This is a genomic window from Streptomyces sp. NPDC002209, from assembly GCF_042890265.1.
Taxonomy (GTDB): Bacteria; Actinomycetota; Actinomycetes; order Streptomycetales; family Streptomycetaceae; genus Streptomyces.
In genome coordinates this window covers 41,277-65,249 of sequence record NZ_JBIARX010000021.1, presented here as the reverse complement: position 1 = coordinate 65,249, position 23,973 = coordinate 41,277, and the positions used below count along the sequence as shown (strand labels likewise).

Annotated in this window: 12 protein-coding genes and 1 pseudogene; 10 read left to right on the top strand and 3 right to left on the bottom strand. The window is 68.0% G+C overall.

The window, feature by feature from the left end:
• The first annotated feature begins 159 nt into the window (after positions 1–159).
• From ACFYXK_RS29345 to ACFYXK_RS29335, 3 genes are all read left to right on the top strand, one after another.
• Positions 160–3,633, top strand: a complete 3,474-nt coding sequence (locus ACFYXK_RS29345) for a P-loop NTPase fold protein (protein ID WP_389413850.1) — start codon at positions 160–162, stop codon at positions 3,631–3,633.
• A 347-nt stretch (positions 3,634–3,980) separates the two neighbouring features.
• Complete coding sequence (locus ACFYXK_RS29340; RefSeq protein ID WP_389413849.1) at positions 3,981–4,883, top strand: integrase; 903 nt, start codon at positions 3,981–3,983, stop codon at positions 4,881–4,883.
• Between the two features lie 469 nt (positions 4,884–5,352).
• Positions 5,353–5,598, top strand: a complete 246-nt coding sequence (locus ACFYXK_RS29335) for a hypothetical protein (RefSeq protein ID WP_389413848.1) — start codon at positions 5,353–5,355, stop codon at positions 5,596–5,598.
• 209 nt (positions 5,599–5,807) lie between these two features.
• On the opposite strand, the gene ACFYXK_RS29330 is transcribed toward ACFYXK_RS29335, so the two are convergent.
• Both ACFYXK_RS29330 and ACFYXK_RS29325 read right to left on the bottom strand, forming a co-directional pair.
• Complete coding sequence (locus ACFYXK_RS29330; protein ID WP_389413847.1) at positions 5,808–6,143, bottom strand: hypothetical protein; 336 nt, start codon at positions 6,141–6,143, stop codon at positions 5,808–5,810.
• 164 nt (positions 6,144–6,307) lie between these two features.
• On the bottom strand, positions 6,308–13,228 hold the full coding sequence (locus ACFYXK_RS29325) for a polymorphic toxin-type HINT domain-containing protein (RefSeq protein WP_389413846.1): 6,921 nt from the start codon (positions 13,226–13,228) through the stop codon (positions 6,308–6,310).
• Between the two features lie 772 nt (positions 13,229–14,000).
• Here ACFYXK_RS29325 and ACFYXK_RS29320 point away from each other — a divergent pair.
• From ACFYXK_RS29320 to ACFYXK_RS29305, 4 genes are all read left to right on the top strand, one after another.
• Entirely contained in the window at positions 14,001–18,272 is a 4,272-nt protein-coding gene (locus tag ACFYXK_RS29320; protein WP_389413845.1) for a ricin-type beta-trefoil lectin domain protein, read from the top strand.
• 94 nt (positions 18,273–18,366) lie between these two features.
• Positions 18,367–18,510 carry a hypothetical protein gene (locus ACFYXK_RS29315; RefSeq protein ID WP_389413844.1) on the top strand — a complete coding sequence of 48 codons (144 nt, stop codon included), beginning with the start codon at positions 18,367–18,369 and terminating at the stop codon, positions 18,508–18,510.
• 522 nt (positions 18,511–19,032) lie between these two features.
• Positions 19,033–20,388 carry a tetratricopeptide repeat protein gene (locus tag ACFYXK_RS29310; protein ID WP_389413891.1) on the top strand — a complete coding sequence of 452 codons (1,356 nt, stop codon included), beginning with the start codon at positions 19,033–19,035 and terminating at the stop codon, positions 20,386–20,388.
• A 17-nt stretch (positions 20,389–20,405) separates the two neighbouring features.
• On the top strand, positions 20,406–21,275 hold the full coding sequence (locus ACFYXK_RS29305) for a glycosyltransferase family 2 protein (protein WP_389413890.1): 870 nt from the start codon (positions 20,406–20,408) through the stop codon (positions 21,273–21,275).
• Positions 21,276–21,817: 542 nt separating this feature from the next.
• Here ACFYXK_RS29305 and ACFYXK_RS29300 read toward each other — a convergent pair.
• A pseudogene (locus tag ACFYXK_RS29300) lies at positions 21,818–22,366 on the bottom strand (WYL domain-containing protein); the annotation flags it as partial.
• Positions 22,367–22,563: 197 nt separating this feature from the next.
• On the opposite strand from ACFYXK_RS29300, the gene ACFYXK_RS29295 reads away from it, so the two are divergent.
• From ACFYXK_RS29295 to ACFYXK_RS29285, 3 genes are all read left to right on the top strand, one after another.
• Complete coding sequence (locus tag ACFYXK_RS29295; RefSeq protein WP_389413843.1) at positions 22,564–22,932, top strand: hypothetical protein; 369 nt, start codon at positions 22,564–22,566, stop codon at positions 22,930–22,932.
• A 330-nt stretch (positions 22,933–23,262) separates the two neighbouring features.
• Positions 23,263–23,655: a hypothetical protein gene (locus ACFYXK_RS29290; RefSeq protein ID WP_389413842.1), complete on the top strand. Its 393-nt coding sequence runs from the start codon at positions 23,263–23,265 to the stop codon at positions 23,653–23,655.
• Positions 23,656–23,758: 103 nt separating this feature from the next.
• Positions 23,759–23,941 (top strand): hypothetical protein, encoded by a 183-nt coding sequence (locus tag ACFYXK_RS29285; protein WP_389413841.1) that lies wholly within the window; start codon positions 23,759–23,761, stop codon positions 23,939–23,941.
• The last annotated feature ends 32 nt before the right edge of the window (positions 23,942–23,973 follow it).

Genomic DNA, 23,973 nt, shown 5'->3' with positions numbered 1-23,973 from the left:
GAGACTGGCCTGGTGCTTCAAGGCCAGGACCGGCCGGCCCCTGCGGTCCTGTGGTTCCGGTTCGGCGTTGTTCGGCCTGACAGCATCGGAGCGACCCAAGGGCAGAGATGTCAGGCGCTTGCCCGGAAAAGGATGCGCCAGGCTCGTACATTTCCTTCCATGAGCGGTGAAATCGGATTCCCTGTCCTGCGTGGAGTGCCGATCGGGGAACCCTTGCCGAGACATGCCGGTGGGGCGCTGTGGGGTGCGTGGGGCGAGGTGGGCGGTCGGCTCGTATTGGCCACCGGCGATCGCGAGGGTACGGTGCGGCTCTGCGACCCTATCGAGGGAACCCTGCTCGGAACGCCGCTGACGGGCCACAGGGGTGGGGTGTGGTGGGGGGCGTGGGGCCGGCTACCCGGCGGCGAGCCGGTGTTGGCAACCGGTGGCCGGGACGGCACGGTGCGGCTGTGGAATCCCGACCTCCCGGGCGGCAGGGGCAGTGCAGGGCGGCTATGGGATCCGCCGGTAGCCGAGTTCGGCGACCCCATGGTCGGACCTGGCGGAGCGGCCGGGATGTGGGGGGCGTGGAGCCGGCAAGGGCGAATCACGGGGCCACTGGCTACCGGCAGCTATACGGGGTCGGTCCACCTGTGGGATGCGGTGATGCACAGCGCCTTGGGGGAGGCTCTGATCGGCCATAGCGATGCCGTGATGTGGGGGGCCTGGGGCAGCGTGGACGGGATGGTGAGGCTGGCCACAGGTGATCGTGCCGGGGAGGTACGCCTGTGGAATCTCGCGCCTGGGGTTGCGTCGACAGGGCCCTTGACCGTGCACGACGAGGGCGTGCTGTGGGGCGCGTGGGGCAGCGTGGACGGTCAGCCGGTGTTGGCCACGGGGGATCGTTCGGGTCAGGTAAGGCTTTCCAATCCCGCGACCGGGGATGCATGGACAGATCCCTTGACCGGCCACGAGCACAGCGTGGAGTGGGGCGCGTGGGGCGAGGTGAGCGGCCGGCCCGTGCTGGCCACCGGTGGCCACGACGGGACAGTGCGCTTGTGGAACCCGGTGACCGGCGCCCCGCAGGGGGAGGCCTTGACCGGCCACAATGGCGCTCTGGTGTGGGGTGCATGGGGCAATGTCGGAGGTCGGCCGGTGCTGGCCACCGGGGACGACGCAGCCGCCGTACGGCTGTGGGACCCGGCGACGGGCACCGCGCTGGGAGCGCCCCTGACCGGTCATTCCGGCAGTGTGCTGTGGGGTGCATGGGGAGAGGTCGGCCATCGGCCGGTGCTGGCCACCGGGGACGACGACGGTCAGGTACTGCTGTGGGAGGTGGTGGAAGACCGCCCGGTGGCACGGTTGCCGTTCTACCGATCGGACGTACCGGCTGCCTCCGACGAACTTGCCCGGGCAGCGGAGGCAGAGGCGGTCGCGGAGCTGATCACCGCGCGCACGGCGCGGCCCCCGCTGGCGGTGGGCCTGTTCGGGGACTGGGGCGAGGGGAAGAGCCACTTTCTCGGCATGCTCCAAAAGAAGGTGGAGGCGACGGCCAAGCCGGACAATCCGCTCGCGCACAGCGCGGTGCGGCAGGTCAGCTTCAATGCCTGGCACTACGCGGAGACAGATCTGTGGGCCAGCCTGGTCGCCGAGCTGTTCGCCCAGCTCGCAGCGCCGCTGGACGGCGACCTCGGCGAGGAGCAACGCCGGCAGTCCCGGCTGACAGCCGAGCTGGTCACCAAGCGCCACGTGCGGGAGCGGCTGCAGGCCGCGAAGGCACGTCGTGACGTTCTGGAGCAGGCGCTCAAGGAGCCCGAGCGGCTGTGGGACCGGTTGCCCGCGAAGCAGCAGGACGACCTGCGGCGGCTCGCGGGTGACGCCCCTGAGAAGGTCTACGCGGAGGCGGCCCGCACCGTGGCCGCGCTGCGCGAGACGGGCCGGGCTTCCTGGCGCCTCGTCCGGAGCTTTCCGCTCGCCACGGCCGCTGTCCTCGTAGTACTGGCTGGGGCGACGCTCGTGTTGGCCTGGGGTTTGCCGACAGTGTGGGGTTCGGCGGCGGCGCTTCCCGGCATCGCCTGCGCGGCAGTGGCCGTACGTGAGGCCGTCCGCCTTGTGCGTGCATCCCGCGCCCGTGCGAGCGAGGCCTGGAAGAAGGCCGTGGAGTACGGCGAACAGCAGCGTCGGCGGCTGCAGACCGCCGCGGACGTGGCTGCTGCTGAGGTCGCCGAACTCACCCGGCAGGTCCAGAACGTCACAGCTGCCGGTCAGCTTGCCGGGCTCGTCGCCGACCGGGCCGCCGCCGGCGATTACCGCAGTCAGCTGGGGGTGATGACCCGGATCCGGGAGGACTTCCAGCGCATGGCGGCTCTGCTGGCCGGCGCCGCGGACGACGATCGCGACGCGCTCGTCCCCGGCCCCGACGAGGCCGGGGACGAGCTGCCGCGGATCGACAGGATCATCCTGTACATCGACGACATGGACCGGTGCCCGCCCCGGCGTGTGGTGGAGATGCTGGAGGCGGTCCATCTGCTCCTCGCCGTCGAGCTGTTCGTCGTCGTGGTCGCCGTGGACCCCCGCTGGCTGATGCGCGCCATCGGCGCGCACTACCGGGATCTCCTCGAGAAGGGAGAGGCTCCTCCCGCCACCGAAAGCGGAAAAGAGGAATCCGTCGATCCGGACGACGAGGAACTGTGGCACTCCACCCCGGCGCAGTACCTGGAAAAGATCTTCCAGGTGGTGCTCACCTTGCCGCCGCTGGACACAGGCGGATTCCAGCGGATGCTGCACACCCTGGTCGGCGTACGCGAGGACCAGCCGGCACAGGCACCCCACCCGATGCCCGGGCCCTCGCCCGGTCCTGATGCCCACGGTCCTGATGCCGCATCGCCTCCCCGCCCCTCACCTCTCCGGGAGGAGGCCGAGTCCCTCGAAATCTGGGCTGCGGAGGAGAACCGGGCTCGCGAGGAGGGAGCCGTTGCCGGGACCGCAATGTTCGGGGTCGAGCTACCGGCCGCGCGCGTGATCGAGCGGGTGGACCCGCTCACCCTGGAACCCGACGAGATCACCCTGCTGGACCTGCTCGGCCCGCCGCTCCTCGTGGCCACTCCCCGTACAGTCAAACGGCTGGCCAACAGCTACGGTCTGCTCACTGCGATCCGGCGGGACCACCGTGAAGCCGACCTCGACGAACACCAGGCCGTGGTGGTGGATCCCGACGCGCACACCTCGCGCAGCGTGGCCTACCGGCCCTACCGCGCCGCCATGGTCCTCCTCGCCGCACTCGTCGCCTATCCGTCGCTCGGCCCCGCCCTCTTCCTCCATCTCCACCACACGGCCGCCGCCCGTCCCGGCGAGACATGGGCCCGCTTCCGCGCTTCCCTCAGCCCGCGGCGGAAGAAGGACCGCTGGTGGAGCGAGGCCGACTCGAACATGACGCCCGTCCAGGCCCAGCGGTGGCAGGCCCTGCTGCACGGCCTCGACGCGGTGGAACGCAGCGCGTCCGAGCACGGCCTTCCGCTGCCCGAGCCCTTGTCCGCCTGGGGCCCGTGGGTCGTTCCGGTCGGACGGCTGTCCTTTCCCACCGGACGCATCGTCAGCAGCCTCGAACGGCAACGCCCGCTGGACCCCCGCCGACCGGACGCAGACAGTTGCTGAGGTCACGGACCTGCGCGTCCCTTGAAGGTTTCGTCTGCCTTGGCCTGGTGCCGTGACCACTCGTACCCCAAAGTCTGGGGCAGGCTCCCCCGCACCCTCGTATAAATTCCGTCAGGGAGGCGGCTCATGACCGAGGACCAGGCCCCGGCGGGGGAGCCGTCGATGGCGGCGGCCGTCGAGGACGCCGAGGTGCTCGAGGCCGAGCTCGTCGACGACGACCTGCTGCCAGCCACCCTCCCGTCGGCAGCCGCGCCCGCCCGCTGCTCGACCGGCACACCATCCTCCACCCAGGCGACGCGGTACCCACCGAGGCCGATGCCCCGACGTACACGCGCCGGGACTTCGAGGTGTCCCCGGCCACGGCGGAGCGCCTGAAGAACAAGGCCGCGCCGGCCAACACCAACCGCAACTACAGCAGCCAGCGCAGGAACTTCGCCGAGTGGTGCGAGGCAATGGGCCGAGTGGCCCGGCCGTGCACCACGGCAACGTACGTGGAGTGGGTCGCGAGCCTCATCGCCCGCGAGATGGCCCCGAACACGATCCGCACCTACATGTCGGGCGTCCGTACATGGATGCCCGAGGACCAGCGGCCCGGCACCACCGAGGCCCGCGGAATGCTGGCCGAATACCGCAAGGAGTGGGGCAAGCGGAACCGCGTACGCAAGGCCCCGGCAATCACGGAGCCGATGCTGCGCGCCATGGTCGACACCTGTGACCTGCGCACACCCGCCGGGCTGCGGGACCGGTGCGCACTCCTGGTGGGCCGGGGCGCCCTGAACCGCCATATCGAGCTGGCTGACCTTGACATAGACGACGTCGAGGTCGAGGACACCGGGGTCGACCTCTGGATCGCGTATTCCAAAACGGACCAGGAGGGAAAGGGTGAGAGCACGTTCATCCCGGCCGACCCGGCCGACTCTCCGCTCTACGACCCGGTGTCGGCCGTACGGGACTGGCTGAGCTGCCTCCACCGGATGGGCATCCACGAGGGCCCGCTGATGCGTGCCCTGACCTCGAGGGGCCGTCTTCAGAACCGGTCAGCCGCGACCGCCCGCGGTGAATACGACACGGGCGACGCCCTCAACGACTGGATCCGCCACCGCGCCTACCTGGCCCACCTGCCCGGCTGGCACCTGATCACCTCGCACGGCCTGCGCCGAGGCGGCGCCCAGGAAATCGCAGACGCCGGCGGCGACCCCACCCACCAGGGCCGTTGGAAGCCCGGCTCGGCGACGGTGAAACGCGAATAGCTCGACCGCGCCCAGTCCCGCTCCCAAATCCCCTGGCACAAGGTTCAGGCAGTCCGCCGCAATACCAGCACAACGCCCCGTGATTCATAGCCCTTCCGCTGCCGTGCGAGACGTTCGTGAACGGAACTTCCTGAAGTCTCGCCATCGATCTCCTCGGTCGCACTTTCCACAACCCCACCGAAGCCGCCACCGGTTCAAACGTCAGCGCCGACCCACTGCTCGCCGCAACAGCCGTCCACTGACGTTGCCGTCAACTACTGCCGTCAAACACCCCAGCGGCCCCGCTGGAAGCAGATCTGGTGGGGCCGCTGGGGCACTGTGAGGATGCGACGGTCGACAAGCTTCATTCCCTGCAGAGCAGAACTCCAGAGCGCACCCTCAACTTCGCCTGCCATCCCTATGCGGGACCAGTTATTGGGACACCTTCGGCGGAGATGTTGACTCCGAAGCATCCGATCACTTTAAGCAGGTGCGGGTCGAGGTAGAGCTGAAAGTAGCATCCAGCCCGTTTGCGATCATCCACGTAGGCCACAAGAAGGCCCCTCTCGCCCATTTCAGCAAGACCCGTAAGGCGCCTGCGGCGCCGACAGTCTGTTTGCCACGCCACCGCAAGGTTCTTATCCTCGCGCGGCAGATATCCAGGAGCCTGGTCGCCGGAATGGGCTCGAACCAGATGTCGAAATACGGCAGCCGTCGTCCGCTGACGTTGCCGTGAGCGTTGCCGTCAGAACGGATAAGAGCCCCGCCGGGAAGGCATTCCGGCGGGGCTCTTATCCGTTCGAACAGCTTACCTGCTGCTACCCCAGACGTTCTTCAGTGTTGATCGCCCACATTTGACCTGGTGCGCACTATCTTCAATCATCACGCACGACGGTTGAAATAACATCTAAGCTTCGCCGCCAGCATCCCGGAGTCGTTCTACGCCTAGAATCGACGCCTCCTCTTCGACCTCGCGGCAATGATCGAACGGAAATTCTCAAATCGCACAGAATCCGGATCCGCGAATTCCAAGATATCCAGGGCCGTCTCACTGTCTCCCGATGCCGCCTCTTTATAGATCAGCCAGATCCCTTCCCCTACCGCAGAGCGACACTCCATTTCCAGATCTGGCAGCCCTGCTTCCACTTCGGTTGCATGGGACTCTCCAGTAACCAGATACCAAAGAATGTTCAGGAAATGGGACCTGATGAACGAAGGCAGCTCCTCGGTGAGGGCGGCGAGAATTACGGGAGTCGCGTACGGCGCCACCTGAAACAGCATAGCCTCTCGCTCCAGGTGACCATCGAGCGTATGACCGACGGTCTCCTCTAGAGTGCGAGCCCCGAGAAGAGTAGCGAACGAGGACGGAATATGACCGCCAGACTTTCCACATCCACACCGCAGCGAAGCCCAGTCATGGCGCTCCAGCTCGATATTAGCAGCCCTCACCTTGCCCCCAACATCCAAGATCCAGCAGGATCATACAAAACACCCGGAACGAAATTATCCGGTCCGTAATTCCCCTGGCAAACAGTGCATATTTCCTTCTCCTGCAGTATCTTCCCCAAACCGTCACCGACATCCTCTCTTCTCGCGGCTCGGGTAAAGATCACATCACTCGCTGCCCACCCAGTTGCATTCAGGATATTCGGCTCCGCACAGCTTCCATTCCCGGAACAACTAACAGCGATATCACCAGTCCTCCTATGCACTGCTGCTGTGTAAGTGCGCGACTTCGCCGCCCCCGTCGCCGCTTCCGCAACCTGGTCACGAAGAGCGCTGGCATCCGAGATCCTCGCTTCCATGTCCCAGTTTCCCTGAGCACGGTCCACTACCAGTGCGGGCTTGAACTTTCCCTGTGGACCTCGGGTTCCAGAAGGACAGTTGTGGACGAGAACCGGTGCGGCGCCTGCCAGCACATAGTACGTATGGAAGTCGTTGACGGTGAGGTTGTGCGTGGTGACTGCGTACGGGTAGTTGCGCTTGGACTGAACGGTGAGGGTGGTGCCGTCGGGGCGACGGAGCTGTTCGCCCGGGTTGAATTCGCCCGCGTCGACCCACTGGTGGCGGGTCTCGTTCCAGTGCGGGTGGTGGAGGGTGGAGGTCAGTTGGACGGGCGGGGCGCGCGGGTTGGACTCGTCGGTGAGGGTGAGGTCGGTGAAGTCCTTGTCGTCCGGGGTGGTGATGGTCGCCGTCACCTGCTGGGGACGGGTCTCGCCTGTCTGCGGGTCAGTGGCAAGGACGGTGTCGCCGACACGGACGTTCTGGATCTCCTTGGTGGTGCCGTCGGCCATCTGGACGCGGGTACCCGTGGGGAAGCTGTTGAGCTTGCATGCCACGGCGGTGTCAGCGTCTGCGCCGCCGCTGCTGTGCGATTCGGCGGAGCCTGCGCTCGCCTCGGCGTCGGATCCCTCTCGAGCGGCCTTGCTTTCCGTGCCTGCGCTGTCTGCAGCGGTTTCCTTGCCGGCTTTCTCCGCACCTGACTTGGCGGCCTTCGCCTCGGCCTCGCCGGCTTCCTTGGCTGCGGTCTTGGCGCGGCTCATGGCTGCTGCTGCGCGTGAGACTCCGCGTTCGGCCTCGTGGACGGCGTCGTACGCCTTGTTCAGCTCTTTGTAGATCTTGAATGCCTTGATGCCGACCTTGATGGCCTTGGCGATCTTGCCCCACGGGACGAAGTTGAGGGCTGTGTTGATGCAGGCCATGACATCGCCCTTGGTGAAACAGTCCCGGGCGTCGTTGTAGCCGATCAGGTCGCCGACGAGGTCGACGACCTCGTTGATCAGGTGGTCTCGCCTCTGCTTGGTCTTGTGGAGCTGCGTAGTGGCGCTCTTGAGTTCCCCGTCGGGGTCGGTGGTTTTGCCCTTGTGGTCGGAGAGGGTCTGCGTCTTGATGTACGAGCTTCCGCCGCATTCACCCTGCTCGCACTTGTATGCGAGGCCGCTGGGGTCGGACTTGTTGATCGGATCGTTGTTGGAGTACGCGTACGCGTTCCACTGCTGCGGGTCGCCGGCGTCGAGGATGGGGTCTGGGCTGATGAAGCGGCCGGTGGTCGGGTCGTACTCGCGGGCGCCCAGGAGGGTGAGGCTGGAGGCCTTCTCCTTGGTGCCGCCGATGAAGCCCTTGTCGCCTGCCCAGCTGCCGGGGGCCGGCTGGGTGCCGCGCTCGTTGCCGAACGGGTCGGAGGCGCGGCGGACGTGGGCGAGGTCGGTGGCGTTGAACTGGACGCCGCCCGTGCCGTGGTGGTCGGAGCTCTGGTAGGTGAGGGCGGAGGTGCCGCCGGTGGTGGTGCGGGTGATGGACAGGCCGCCGGGAGCCGCGTACGTGCGGGTGTTGGAGACCTTGCCGGTGGCGGTGTCCAGGGTGATCTGGTCGGTGCCGAGGTTGAGCGTCGTGCTGCCCGGGTCCCGGCGGATGAGCTGGTTGCCGCCCGTGTCGTACAGGTAGCTGGTGCCGGCGCTCTCACCGGTGCCAGTGATCTTTTCGAGCTTGCCCTGGTCGTTCCAGGTCAGGTTCTTGGTGCCCGGTGTGCTGGTGATCGAGGCGGTGTTGCCGCCCGCGTCGTAGGTATAGGACGTGACCTTGGTGCCGGACGGGCCGGTCTCCGTGGAGCTCATCAATGCGTGCGGGCCGCCCGTGCCGCCGCCCGTCTTCGGGTCGGTGGAGGGGGTGTTCTGGCGGCCGCCGAACGTCTGGGTGACGGTGGTGTCCTTGGCCGCGTTGCCGGTGACGTCCTTCTTGACCAGCTTGGTGCGGTTGCCGAGGAGGTCGTACTCGTACTGCTGCCAGTACGGGGCGGGTCCGCCCACGCTGGGCTTGCCGGTGCCGTCGACGGCTGGGCCGCCGGAGTTGGTGCAGCCGCCGACGCCGGGGACGCTGGGCTGGGGAGCCGTGCTCTGGCTCCCGGTGTCGGTCCACGCTTGGGTCAGCCGGCCCAGGTAGTCGTGCGTGAAGCACTGCAGGTCACGGGTGGCCCCATCCTGCGTGTTGCCGATCGAGGTCAGCTGGCCGACCTGGTTGTAGGTGTAGTCGACGACGTCGACACTCGAGGTCGCCGCGGTCTGCTTGTCCACGGTCGAGCGGATCTGCCGCCCGGTCGCGATGTCGTAGCCGATCGTTGAAACGATCTGCTTGGCGCTCTTGCCCACCGTGGTGCGGATGACGTGACCGTAGGGGTCACGCCGCAGGTCCACGACGTAAGGCGAGCGGGTCGTGCCGATGGTGCCGTCGAACGCCGCGAGGTTGCCCGCCGCATCCATGGAGAACGTCATCGTCTCGACGCCCAGACCCGCCTGCGGAACGCCCGGAAGCTCGGTGCTCGCCAACTGGCCGTACGCATCGTAGGTGTTCTTGGCCTCGTAGGTCCCCGCAAGCCCCTTCTCGACCGCCGGGATGGTGGTCTTCGTGCCGAGAGGGCGGTAGCCGCCGTCGTAGCCGGTGACTTCGGAGACGTAGGCGCTGCCGCCGGCTCCGCCGACGTAGCGGGTGCTCGTGGAGGGCTTGCCCAGGGCTTTGGTGTCGTAGGTGAAGGCGCCGACCTGTTTGGCCGGGTCGACGGCCTTGCCCTCGTAGGTCGCGGTGGCACGGCCGAGGAGGTCGGTGACGGTGGTGGCGCTCTTGTTCCTGCCGTCGGTGACGGTGGTGAGGTTTTTACTGTCGTCGTAGACGGTGGTGCTGGTGCCGGCGTCCGGGTCGGTGGTCTTCACGGTGCGGCCGAGGAGGTCGTAGGTGAAGGTCCACTCGTTGCCTGCAGAGTCCTTGCGCCGCAGTTCCTGGCCTTGCGTGTTGGTCTCGTAGGTCGTCTCGTCGTAGGGACCGGTGGGCGTGTTCGACTTGTACTGGCGCAGGAGCGAGGTGGTGCCGTTGGCGATGGTCGCGGTGGCATAGCCGCCGTTCGGCGGGATGGTGCGGACCTCGTCGGCGCCCGGGTACTCGGTCTTCGAGCGCCACTGTTCCACGCCGTACGACTGGAAAACGGAGGCCGTCGTGCGGCCCAGGCCGTCGAACACGGAAACCGTCTGCGCGGGGAGCTTGCTGTCGGGGTTGACTCCGCCGTTGGGCAGGAACAGGGTCCCCGACGGACCGGCTTCGTCGTTGTAGTAGGCGGAGCTGGTCTTGACCTGCCAGCCGTGTGAGTCGAACAGCGCGTCCGTGATCAGGCGTCCGCGGGTACCGGAAACAGGGGCCGCCTGTGTCTGGCGGGTGCGCCCGAGTCCGTCGTACACCGTGTAGCTGGACGTGTACGAGTCGTCGTTCATGAGCGCCTGGCTCAGGACGCTGGACGGCGCGTCGCTGCCGTTCATCGCGTACGAGTACTTGCGTACGGGCAGGGCGCCCTTCGCCCGTTCCTGGCCGGGCTGCCAGATGGAGGTGACGCGGCCGAACTGGTCGTACTCGCGTTCGGCGACGTGCTGGTTCTCGTCCGTCGTCTTCAGCGGCAGCGAGCGGCCGATGTCGAGGGTGGTGGTCGTCTTCCAGCCGAGCGGGTTGGTGTGGGTGACCTCGGTGGGCAGGGAGCCGGTGGCCGGCTTGTACTCGGTGGTGGTCACCGCCCCGTCGGGGTGAGTGGCGTCCTTGCGGGTCTTGTTGGTGTTGCTCGTGACGCGGCCGTACGCGTCGTACGTCGACGTGGAGTTGAGCCGGTAGACCGCCTTGCCCGCGTCGTCGTACTTCTCGAGGACCGAGGTGCCGGTCTGGTCCCCGGTGGCACCGGTCTGTCCGGCGGGCTGGTTGTCGAAGGAGGCGAGGGTGTCGCCGACGGTGTTCGCGGCCGTCGGGCTCTGCCCGCAGGCGCCGGAGAGGACCAGGGTGCGGGAGGCCAGCTGGGTGAGGGCGCCGCCGGGGCCGGCGGCGTAGTCGAACGTGGTGCACAGGCGCTGGTCGGGGCGGGACAGGTCGCTCTTGTCGTCGACCTTGGTCGGGCGCGACAGGAGGGTGTCGTCGTACTCGGAGGTGCGCTCGCTGATGCGCCAGGTTTTCCCGTCCGCCAGCTTCGCGCGGGTGGTGACCTTGGCCGTGTTCTGGGCTCGGGCGGTGATGGCGGGGAGGTCTCCGGACTGGGCGCGGGTCGCGGTTTCCTTCTTGCCGAGCCAGGGGGTGGTGACCTCGTCGGCCACGACGGTTCCGCCGTCGCGGTCGTACGTCTCGGTCTGGCGCACCCGGCCGGACAGGACGTTCTCGTCCTTGATGGTGCCGCCCTGCGCGTCGGGCACGGTGACGCTGCGCTTGGTGCCGTTGGCGAGGACGTCGCCGTCCATGCCGCGCAGGTACGTGGCCACGCTCTTGGTGCGCGGGGCCTCGGCCGCGTTGCCGTTGCCGGTGCGGGTGGTGACCGTGGCGTAGCCGCGGAACTGGTCCCAGGTACGGGTCTTGGGATCGGCGAACTCGGAGTCATTGCGGTGCCAGGCGATGCCGCCGCCGTACTCGTAGTCCGTGACGGTGGTGACCTGGCCGGCGACCATGTCCTGCTGGGTGACGGACTGGACGACGATCTTGTTGAACCAGTCGTTGACCGGATCCGGGTACGACTGCTTGGGCAGGTACCACTTGACCGGCATGCAGGCCATCGTGTTGGAGTCCTCGGAGGAGGGCATGGTGCCCTTGACCCTCGAGCACTCCGGCTCCTTGTAGACGACGTTGATCAGGCCACCGGTCTCGGTGGTGATCTTCTCGATGCGCGGGCGGTAGTAGTGGGGCGCCGAGGCGTCATTGCCGTCCGGGCGCCGTACCACGCCGTCGACGCGGTTGGCGATCTGCCGCGGCTGGAACGACACCGCGGGCAGTTCCTTCTCGGGCTGGCCGTTGGACGCCTTGCGCACGATCGAGTCGAGCCAGAGCGTCGGGGAGGTGCCGTCGCCCGGGTTCTCGAAGGACTGGTTGAGGAAGTAGGAGTCGACGCCGCGGTAGCCGGTGCCGGCCAGGACCTCGGTGTCGATCCGCTTGACGCGCTTGGAGGAGAAGTAGGTCGGCGAGAGGTTCAGGCACTGGCCGGCGGCCGCGCATTCCTGGTCGACGGGTGTGTCGGGCCAGGAGTTCGCGTTGGCCTTGGTGCGCTGGGCGGGGGCGCAGGCGGGGGCGTCATCGGGGAAGCAGCGCTCCGTGGAGCGCAGCCACACCTGGGCGGCGGGCTTGGCCGCGCCCTTGGCCGCGATCTGCTCCGGCAGGCGCTGGCCGTAGCCGATCCAGGTCGGGTAGCTGGCGCGCTGGTAGAGCGTGTTGGTGCCGGTGCCGTTGTTCTGGCCGCCCCCGCGCCCGTAGTAGTTGTCCTCCTGCTCGTAGCGGTAGGAGACGAGGTTCTGGTGCGGGTCCACGACGTAGTCGAGGTTCCACTGCCAGCCCAGCTGCTGCCACGTGCCGTTGGCCGGGGTCTGGGCGCCCAGGCACTTGTCCTGGCCGCTGTTGAAGTAGACGGGGACCGTGGAGACGGACTTGGCCTCGGGGTCGGTGCCGTCACCGCCGGGCAGGCGGTTGGAGCCGAAGTAGTACTGGGTGCCGTCGGTCGTGGTGACCTTGAAGCCTTCGCCCTTCCAGGCGGCGTTGCGCTGATCGGTCAGGCGCTCGATCTTCGTGCCGTCGTCGCCCTGGAGGCGGTACACGCAGGTGGTGTCGTCCCGGACGATCTGCCCGGAGTGGCCGGCCAGGTTCAGCGAGAGGATGTCGCCGGCCCAGCACTCGTCGCCCGAGTCCTTGATGCCCGCGTCCTTGCACCCCTTGTACGAGCGCGAGATCGAGCCGGGGCTCCAGTCCCAGCCCTCTCCGAACAGGCCTGCCTGCGCGTTCGTCGACGCGGTGCGGCCGTCGACGGAGGAGGAGTCGTAGCCGAGGGAGATTCCCGGCCCCGCGCCGGCGATGCCATTGGGCACCTCGACGGTGTAGCCATAGGTGAAGTTCGCGGCGTTCGCCCCCGCCTGCCAGGAGGCGGACGGCTGCAGCGGGCTGGCGGTGTAGTCACCGCTGGCGCCCTTGGGGCCCGGCTCCAGCGCGAGCGCCACGTCCTGGGCGGCGAGCACCTGCGGGGCTGCCGGCGATGCCGACTTGGTGCCGCCTGGCTGGTTCTTCTTCGGTGCGGCGGCGAAGGCAGAGGGGCTCTTGGGCACGTCCACCTCGGCGACCAGGCGCCCGGAGGCGTCCCGGTGTGAGGCGAGGGGCGTACGGGTCGTACAGCCGGTGGCGCCGGGAGTGGTCAGCGCACAGGTGGGCAGCTGAACGAGATGAGCGCGGTCGGCCCAGTTGGCTCCGGCGGCCTTGGCCCATGCCGAGACGTCGAGACCGACTTCCACCTTGCCCGCGGGGCTGGCGCCGGCGGTGCTGCTGAGGGCGATGAGTGCGCCGTTGACTCCGGCGGCCCGGGTCTTGGCTGCCTCCTTCACCTCGACACGCAGTGTGCTGTCCTGGCCGGATTGTGTGGCCGATCCTCCGACGGCGAGAGAAGACAAATTCACCGACCGATTCACGCCATTCGCGGGCGCAATCCAGACAGGAAGCCTGCCGGCTTGGACGGCCCCGGAGCTGGTGATGCCTCGAGCCGTTTCCTTGGGACCTAAGGTGACGTTTGCCGCGCCGGCCGGAATCTTGCTTTTCGATTCGGGCGACCATTTCCGGCCAGCTGGCGCCTGCTTGGCCGAAGGCTTGGCATTGGCCCCCTTGACGGGTTTCGCATCCGGCAGCGGCGTATTGGGTGGAACCCACACCTTTGGCGGTTTGTCTGCCGCTTCGACTACGGGAAGGCCGAGGCCGGAGAAGAGAACTGACAGCGCAGCGACGACCGCGATGCGCGACCGTCTGGTGCGCGAGCGCACGGTGGAGCCACCTCTACGAGACAACCGAATCCCCCCACAGGACACAGGAAGCGTGAACTCCGGACCGGCAAGGCCCAGATCAGACGCACCTTACGAAGCGCACGTTCGATTTATCAGCGGAGTCTCATATTCCTCACGCGTGACTCATGTCACTTGAGGTGCACCTCGGGCGTTCACCACCCAAAGCGGACAGCGGAATCTCATAAAGCGTTGACAGAATTGCAGACGTGAAGAGATTGTGCGGCTGACTTCTGTCCGTCTCACAGCTCAGGGGGGCTCTCACGTGAGATCGTCATTTTCAGCATTGCGGACACCAAGGCCGGGGGGCCGCACTCGGCGGGCCTTGCGCGTCTCGATGCTGCCCGTCGCCGGAGCAGCCGTACTCTCGCTCGGAACCGGCCTGATCGCCGCTCCGCCCGCAGCGGCCGACGGCGGTGTGCGTGGCCACGGACCAGGGCAGTCCGCCTGGCCCGCGCCTCCGCCCAAACCGGCGCCGAGCGCGCAGGAAACGGCCATCACCAAGGCCCTCGCCGAGGCCAGGAGCAGCGGAAAGCGGGTGGCCGTCGCCGATCTGACCACCGCGGGCTCGCAGACGTTCGCCAATCCCGGCGGCACGCTGACCACCGATGCCACTGCCGTACCGGAGCGCACGAAGGGCGCGGACGGGCAGTGGCGCGCGCTCGACGCCACGCTCCACGGCGCCGCTGACGGTGCCGTCGTACCGGCCGCGGTCTCCTCGAAGCTCAGCTTCTCCGGCGGCGGCACGGGCCCCATGGTCTCCATGGCCACGGCCGACGGCCGGAAAGTCGCCTTCAAGACCCCGTTCGCGCTCCCCAAGCCCACACTCGTCGCGGACAGCGCCCTCTATCGGAACGTCCTTCCCGACGTGGACCTGCGACTGACCGCCGACCGGCAGGGCGGCTGGAGCCAGGTCCTGATCGTCCGCACCGCCCAGGCCGCCGCGGACCCGGCGGTCAGGAAGCTGCGGCTGGATGTCGAGGCAGACGGGCTGACCGTCACCGGCGACAGCGCAGGCAACCTCGACATCAAGGACGCCAAGGGCCGGACCCGCTTCACCAGCCCGAGCTCCTTCATGTGGGACTCGGCCGCCGCACCGGCTCCGGCCACCGCCCAGCGCCTGAGCAAGTCGGCCGGCGCCGACGCCCCGCAGTCCGCCCCGGCCACCGATGATCCGCCCGCGGCCTCCACCGCGGACGGCCCGGGCGCGGGCGCCACCGTAAAGCCGGTCAGGACGACGGCCGACTCGAAGGGGATCGAGCTCGTCCCCGATCCCGATCTGCTGGGCAAGGGCACAGGCCCCTGGTACATCGACCCGGGCTGGAATCCGGTTCTGGACAACCCCAACCAGGCCTGGGCGCAGGTCCAGGAGGCCTACCCGGACACGAACGAGTTCAACGGCACCGAGTACGGCCAGGACAAGCCGGCCACCGGCTACTGCGGATACAACATCGGCAACCCGCCCTGCACCGGAATCGGCCGCACCCGCGCCTACTTCCAGATCGGGGTCGACTCGAGGCTGTACAACACCGAGATCATCAACGCGACGTTCTCCGCGACCGTGATCTCCTCGTCCAGCCCGAGCACCGGCACACCGATGGGCCTGTACTCCACCAACGCCATCGGCAACCCGACCAGCTGGAACCGGCAGCCCTGCGGCACGGGCTCCACCATGCAGGGCTGCAGCCAGGTCGGTCACACCAGCATGTCGGGCACCGGCCAGATCGACTTCAACGTCACGGACCTGGTGAAGAACGCCGCCCGGTACCAGTGGCCCACCATCACCGTCGGCCTCGCCCCCGACGACGAGTACAACAAGTACTACCGGCAGCGGTACGAGAACACCCCGCACATCACCGTCGAGTACGACATCACGCCGACCGTGTGGTGGCCCCGCACCCGTCCCACTCCCGGCTTCGCGAACTCGGCCTCGTACGCCGACTGCCGCACGCCCGGCACCGCGACCCCCTGGGACAACCCCGGCTGGGTCGGCGCCAACAACAACATCACCCTCACCACCGCCACGTACTCGGCCACCAAGCGCCAGCTCCAGACGACCTTCCAGTACTGGGACGACGACACCGGCAAGACCGAATACGCCCAGACCGGCTGGAACGGCGACTACGGAGACGCGACCGTCGACGTCGGCGCACTGACCGACGGCCACCAGTACGGCTGGACCGCACGCACCACGGACGGGACACTGACCAGCGCGGCCACGGAATGGTGCTTCCTGCGCGTCGACCGCACCCCGCCCACCGCAGCCGTCACCTCCACCGACTTCCCGGCCTCAGGCACGATCGGCGCCCACCCCAAGCGTGCGGATGATGAAGGAACGTTCACCCTCTCAGGCACCGATCCCGCACCCGCAGCCGGCGGGCGCGCTTCGGGCCTGGCCTGCGCCCGCTGGACCACGGACCCCGTCAAGGCCGCGGCCGGCAACTGGAAGTGCACCGATACAGAAACCGGCATAGCCAAGCTCACCGACGGAAAGACCACCATCAAGGTCACCCCCCAGCGGTGGGGTACCAACTACCTCTACCTGCAGACCCAGGACAACGCCGGCAACCTCTCCCAGCCCGTCGCCTACAGCTACTACGCGCCGTCCAACCCGAACAGCCCTGCCCCGATCTTCGGCGATCTCACCGGCGACCGGAGGGCGGACATCCTCCTGCCCGACAGCGCCGGCACGCTGCGCCTAGTCGGGGGCGACAGCGACCCTGGTGCGGCGCCCAGCGCCCGCCCTCAGCTGGCCCCCGGCTGGAACGGCTGGAATGGCATCCACACCACCCACCGCGGCAGCCTGGGTGAGAAATCCGTTGACGATCTCTTTGCCCACCAGCCGGGCCAGCCCAAGTTGTACATCTATCTCAACGACGCGACCGGCGGCCTCGATGGCACGGCACCCGTGACCATGGCCAAGCCCGGCAGCTGTGTCACACCCGCCGGGGCAGCAATCGACTGCACCGCTCACGGTTACGGCACCGACTGGTCCAAGGTGACGCAGATCGCGGCCTTCGGCTCACTGTCCGGGGACACCGCAAAGGACGGGGCATTGGGGCGTACTTCCCTGCTCTTCGTCGAGAACGGGCGGCTCTGGCTCGCCGCGGCCGGAACTGTAAACAAGCTCGGGCCCCGATCCGTCCTGCTTTCAGCCAACGACGCCCGATGGGACGGCTACGAGTTGATCACTCCTGGGCGGGCACAGGGCACAGACCTGCCGACTCTCTGGGCCCGATCCAAGGCCGACGGCACTCTGCACGCCTTCCCGGTCAGGGGCATGACGCAGGAACCCGACCTCAGCGGCTTCACCGACCCGTCTGCAGGCACGATCGGCGGCAAGTTCGAACCTTCCCGCTACCCGCGGGTCGGCTCCGACGGCGACCTCACCGGGGACGGCATCCCTGATCTGTGGGCTGTAGATGGAAGTCAGCAACTCGTCGCGTTCAAAGGCACGGGTACCGCCCCGAATGGCGGCACTGTCCCACACCCCACGGTCACCGACGTCGATGTGACCCCGATCTTCATGGGCAACCTCAACATGCCGACCGCGCAGTGGAAGCTGACCGGGCAGGACGGCACCATGACCCGGGATGCGGTCGGCACCAACGACGCCACCACGACCGGCATCACGTTCTCGCCCGACACGATCGGCGGCCGCGCAGCCACCTACGCCGCTTTCAAGGGCTCAGAGGCACAAGCGACCATCACGGCCGCCCGTTCGGCCGTCGACACGACGAAGAGCTTCACCATTAGCACCTGGGCCAAAGCCGGGGCCGAGAGGAGGCTCATCGCCAGCCAGGACGGGAATCGGACGAGCTCCTTCATCCTGTATGCCGACTCCTCGCACTGGCGCTTTGCCCTGGCTCACGCCGATGCCGACGGATGGCCGTTCGACTACACCGACATCGCCAACGACGCCGCCCGGTTCACCCCGAACACGTGGGCCCGCCTGACAGCCGTCTACAACGCCGACACCGGCCTCATGAGCCTCTACGTCAACGGGGTCCTGGCTGGCACCGCGCAGCACCGGGCCTCCACGAGCCCTGCCGCCGGTGGGCCTCTCGTCCTCGGACGGTTCAAGGCCGACGGAGCCAGTGCGGACGCGCTTGACGGTGGCATCAGCGACTTCGCGGTCTATCCGTACGCCGTCGCCCCCACCGCCCCGGACGCCGTCGGCCCGATTGCTCTGACGGTCTCGGCCGCCAACTGCGTCGACAACGACTTCAACCGCCCCGACGACGGCAACAAGATCCAGATCGCCGCCTGCAACGGCAGCGACGCCCAGAAGTTCCAGATCCGGGGCGACGGAACCATCCGTACCAACGGCAAGTGCCTCGGCGCGGTGAACGCTGGCACCGCGAACACGACGCTCATCGAACTCCAAACCTGCGACAGCAGCGCCCCGCGCCAGCGGTTCCTCCCCCGAGCCAATGGCAGCATCCACAACCCGGTCTCCGGCCGCTGCGTCGACCTCGGCAACTTCGACACCCGTCCCGGAACCCCGCTCCGGCTGTTCGACTGCAACGGCAGCCCCGCCCAGCGCTGGACCATCCCCACCCTCGGCACAGCGCCTCTCCCCGCCCCCAGCGCGTAGACGCCCTCACCTGAGCCAACGCAGCGGCCGCCTCTCCGAAGTCGGGGGGAAGCGGCCGCTGCCATCCCACCCTCTCATCAAGCTGCTCAAGAAGGTGCCGGGCTTCGCCTCGGCCGTCGCCGGAAAGCAAAGCGACTTCAAGGCGTGGTACGACGGCCTGTCCTGGTACTGGAAGGCGCCGCTGTCCGCCGCACGCGTGGCCGGCGACCTGTACACCATCTGGGAGTTCTTCCACTAACCGGCAAGCCAAGGTCTGGGTGAAAGGGGGGCGCCACAGCCACGGCCGCACGATCTACTTGAAAACGGGGCGTCCGAGCTGGTCGACGGTCCAGCCCGTCGCGCGCCAGTGGGCGGGGTCGAGGGCGGTGCTGACCTCGTGGCGTTCTGCTGGGAATCACGGGACCGCTGACCGGACGCATCCTCAAGGGCAATTCCGATGGATTCTGGGGCCCCAACCTCTCTCCAGCACCGGACTTCATCGCCTGGTTGAGCTCTGGCTGGACGACATGGCGGTAGGCCACGACAACCGGGCACTCGAACTGGCCTCTCCCGCCAGCCGCAGCACTGAAAGGCGCAGGCGTCCCACCTCATAGTCGCTCCGGACGCCTCCGAGCGACATCGGCTCTCACTGACATTGATCATGAAAATCGTGCACCAGTGACTCCCGAGATCGCCTCGGAACGACATCCGAGGCGAGTGACATAGCCACCCAGTTTTCAGGCCCTGGTCGGGCGTATCGAGCAGCTGTTCAAGCTCGCCGATCGCTTCGGCGGCGAACGCTGCACTGGCGGACGCCATCGCCGAGGCCGGGTGCACGTACGAGGCCCTGGCCAGGGAGATCCGTACCGTCGCCGCCGAGGCCGGGGAAGAACTGCACACTTCCCGCTCGGCCGTCCACTCCTGGGTCACAGGCGGTACCCCAAGCGGTCAGACCCGCTCGTACATAGCCGAGGCTCTCACCAGAAGGATGAAGCGGAAGGTCACGCTCACCGAGATCGGTCTAGGCTGCGCAGGCATTGGGGAGGCCCTGGGTGCCGATCCGCTGGCCAGTGCCGCCGAGCTCGGGAGATGCGTCATGCTTCGTCGCAGGGACTTCCTCAACGCCGCCTTCGCGACAGCCGCTGTCGGCCTGCCACTCTCCTACGACCACGAAGCCGTCGCCGCCACGCTCCGGGCGGCCGAACGCGGCGGCAGCGTCGGTGCCGAGGAGGTCGCCACCGTGGCTCACCTCACCGAGACCTTCCGGAGCGCGGACGACCGGCTGGGTGGCGGCCACGGGCTGACGACGGTGACCGCCTACTTGACGGACACGGTAGTCCCCATGCTGGAGGCTCGATTCCCGTCCGAGGTGGTACGGCGAAGCGCCTTCGGAGCGGCTGCCACGCTGGCGTGCCTGGTCGGCTGGAAGCACCATGACCTGGGCCGGGAGTGTGCGGCCCAGCGTTACTACCTGCTCGGCTTCCAACTGGCCTGCGAGTCCGACCCGGCCGGGCACGGCGCGTGGATGATGCGGGCCCTGACCCACCAGGCACTCGACCTCGGCCACCCCGGCTCGTGCATCGGCCTGGCGGAGGAAGCACTGCGGCGCGCGTCGGGCAAGATCGACCGGAAGACCGAGGCACTCCTGCTGGTCACGTGCGCCAGGGCGTACGGGGCTGGCGGAGAGGCCGAGAGGGCGGCGGCCTCGCTGCTGTCGGCCGAAGACGCGATGCTGGCCGGGGGCGATCAGGTGCCCTCATACGCCGCGGCTTCCGGGCCGGTCTCGGCCACCGTCGCCTCGCACACCGGAAAGACCTTGACCGAGATGAAGGACCACCGGGCCGCCGAGAAGCACTACCGCGCAGCGCTCAGGGGCCGGGTGCCGGGCACCTACCAGCGCGTGCACGGCCTCACCATGGTCAACCTCGGAAAGTCGGTTGCGGCACAGCGCCGGCGCGAAGAGGCCGTGGCCCTGTGGAACCGCTCCCTCGACTTCATGGACGGCGTGACCTCGGACCGGAACCGGAAGGAGATCCGGTCGATCCAGTCCGCGGCGGCCGGCTACCGAAGGCGCAGCGTGCCAGGAGCGGAAGCCCTGAACCAGCGCGCGGCCGAGATGCTGCGGGCTCAAGCGTGAACGACGCCGACACGGACATGCCCACGGTCGGCGTGGTGATCCTCACCATGGGAGACCGGGAGAAGGAGCTCCAGGCCCTCCTCGAGTCGGTGGCAGCCCAGGAAGGAGCCCCCGCGACGGTCGTTGTACTCGGCCAGGGGGTGAGGCTCCCGGACCTTCGCGACGGGGCTGCGGCCGTCGAGCTGCCGGAGAACCTGGGCATCCCGGGGGGCCGGAACGCCGGAGTGCAGTGGCTACGCAAGCACGGAGGCGTCGATGTCGTGCTGGTCCTGGACGACGACGGCCTGCTGCCCCGGACCGACACCCTGCGACTGGTCAGGGAGGCGTTCACCGCCAACCCCCGCCTGGGGATCGTGGGCTTCCGCATCGCGGACGAGGAGGGAATCTCCCAGCGCAGGCACGTACCCCGCCTCGGCGGCGCCGACCCGCTCGTCTCCGGACCGGTCACGACCTTCCTGGGCGGCGCCCACGCCATCCGTATGCCCGTGATCGACCAAGCCGGCGAATTCCCCACACAGTTCTTCTACGCTCACGAGGAAACCGACTTCGCCTGGCGTGCGCTCGACGCAGGCTGGCAGATCGACTACCGGGCAGACCTGGTGCTGACGCATCCCCGAACCCCGGCGTCCCGCCATGCCGTCTACTACCGGAACACCGGACGCAACCGCGTCTGGCTGGCGAAGCGAAACCTGCCGGCCGCCCTGGTCCCCGTATACCTCGCCTCGTGGGCGGCCTACACCGTTGCCCAACGCCCTCCCCTGGCAGGGCTCAAGTCGTGGTGGGCCGGGTTCTTCGAGGGCGTGCGGACCGCGTGCCCGCCACGTCGCCCCATGAGGTGGCGCACGGTGTGGCGCATGACCCGGCTGGGCCGCCCGCCGGTGCTCTGACACCTGAGCCCGCCACCACCAACACGAGTGCAACGTCCGGTCGCTGGCCGGTACCGGCTGCGAGGACTGGTCGGCACATCGGCTTCGAGTCGTGGACCGTCTCCGGGCGCCCGGAGCCGGTGGCTTCCCAGTCACAGCAAGGCCGTCAGGCGTTGAACGCTGCGGCTTCCCTCACGGCGTACGCCCAGGGGGATCAGGGCAGCGTGGGCCGGCAGGCGCACGCCGCCCGTGCAGGGCGAGAATGCCATCACCGTGTCGCTCCCTTGGCTCCCCGGCGCTGGACGAGTTGGCGGGCGAGGCCGCCCGTTGTCCCGTCGCAAGTGACCTGGTCCGGATCCAGGGCCGTGACCTGCGGCAACCAGATCAATTGAGACACCCGGACCGCCGACAATTTCAAGTGATCTGACCCCAGAAGCATGAATATCAGGTCTTTCTCATTTGGTCTGATCCTTCCCTGATGTCCCCACGCCCGGCGCGCGGACCGGACCCGAGGCCAGTGACTTGGGAATCCGCAGCTGGGACTCGCGCAGTAGACAGCGACGTCAGGCTTGACGGGCAGAGGCTGCGAACCGGTTGGCGAACGCGATGACAAGGTCTCGGAGTTCGTCCGATCGCTCGATGACGAACGGCCGGTCGAGCGAGGCGAGTACAGGAGGCAACCAGTCGAGCCTCTCTGCCCGCAATTCGACGTGGATCCAACGCTCGATGTGCGGACCTACGCCTTCCACGGGCGCGGGCTCCTCCACGCTCGCGACACTGGCAGGAAGCCGGGTGCGGATCTGTTCGACCGTCCCGTGGATCCGCAGGGTCACTTCGTGCCGGTACGCGGCCTTGGCGAGCCCTGACAGGACGCGCTGTGCCGGATCGAGTCCGGCGGGCGGCTCGAAGGAGCCGGGCAGGGCCCTCGCGTCCGCAATGCGATCGAGCCGGAATGTCCGGTCCTGGCCGATCCCGGGATCCGTGCCCGTGACGTACCACCGGCCCGCATGGGTGACGATCCCGAACGGGTGCAACGTGCGTTCGCTTCTCCGGCCGTCTCGGGCGGTGTACCTGATCGAGATCGGGCGGCGATGGCGTACCGCATCGGCAATGTGTTAGACGACTCTCAGCGTGTTCATGAAGCGGGGTAACGGCGACATTCCCATTGCACACGGGATGTAGCCGGGTCCGGGACTGGGCTGTCTCTTCGTGCACGACGACACGGTGAACACGAACGTTCCATGGGGCCGTCGTTCGTTCAGAAGGCCTCGACGTGGGGCCGTGCCGACGGGATCGGTACTCTACGGACGTGGATCACCCCGCCCGGCAGTACTACAACCCGCAACTCACAGCGGATGAAGAGCGCGTCCTGCTGCGGAGGAACTACCTGCTCAACCAAACAGGTCAAGCGGCGCTGGGACTCATCGGGCCACACCTTCGCGGTATCGCGGTAGAGCCTCGACCGGACGCGATCGTCCTCCACTTCGCCATCACCGCACGCACTGCTGAGGTGGAAGAAGACCTCGACGACATCATCTTCGAGCTCGAGGTGTTCCTCGGCGGCGGACCCGAACAACGTTCGGAGATCACAGCCGAGATCCATGTTGGTGGGACAGACGCTACGTGGCCCGGGCGCCGGCACGCTCTGCTCTACGTCGCGAAGCCGGAATCCGGGTGACCGAGGCCCAGGGGTTCTGACGATTCCTCGTCCAGGGTCAACGGCGCCTTGAGCGACATGATCCTTTGGCATTTGGGCAGGCTGGCGGTACTTCGTCCGTGCTCGGAGCTGAGCACAGCTTTGCCGCGGAGGCTGTCGGTGTTGATCGTGGACTCGGACGCGCTGCTGGTAGAGCGACAGCTGCGAGCCGGCCAGCTGGAATGCCCGCTGTGTTCCTCGGTCCTGGCGCCGTGGGGGCATGGGCGGCCCCGGGAGGTCCGGGGTGACCTGGGGACGCGTCTGTTTCTGCGGCCACACCGTACGCGTTGCTCGGGCTGCAAGGTCACGCACGTGCTCCTGGCGGAGGGGATCTGGCCGCGGCGGGCGGATGCGGCCGTGGTGATCGGGACCGGACTGGAGATAGCCGCGTTGGGCATGGGCCACCGCCAGATCGCTGCCCACCTGGGCTTGGCCGAGGGCACGGTCCGCGGCTGGTTGCGGGCATTCGCCGGACGGGCGGAGGCCGTGCGCCGGCATTTCACCGTCGCTCTGGTCGCGCTCGCGGACGACCCGGTGATGCCGGATGCGGCGCCTTCGACGTTCGCCGACGCGGTCTCGGCGGTCGCGGCCGCCCATCAGGCAGCCACGACGAAGTGGCCGCACATGCTCACGGTGTCGCGGTGGGAGTTCGCCGGGAGGGCGATAGGCGGCAGGATCCTGACCTCGTCTTCTTCCTCTGTTTGATCAACACGGGCCGCCCCTGGGCGGGATCGGAGGGTGCCGGAAGTCTTGATCGTGTCCGCCGGCTGAGCGGCGGGCTCTGTTCGAGACGCGAGGTGGGTTGCCTATGTCACCGAGTGAGGACGAGGACCGTCGCCGGGCGGAGCGGGCCCGGCAGGTGGGCCTGTTCCGCTACGGCCTGATCCAGGACCTGATCGACACGAAGCTCACGACACGCCAGCGCGGGAAGCTCGCCCGCGAACTGGCCGCGAAAGAGCACACCAACCCGTTCGGCCGCAGGTCAAGGTGACCCGCGGCACTTTGGACCGCTGGGCTCGCCAC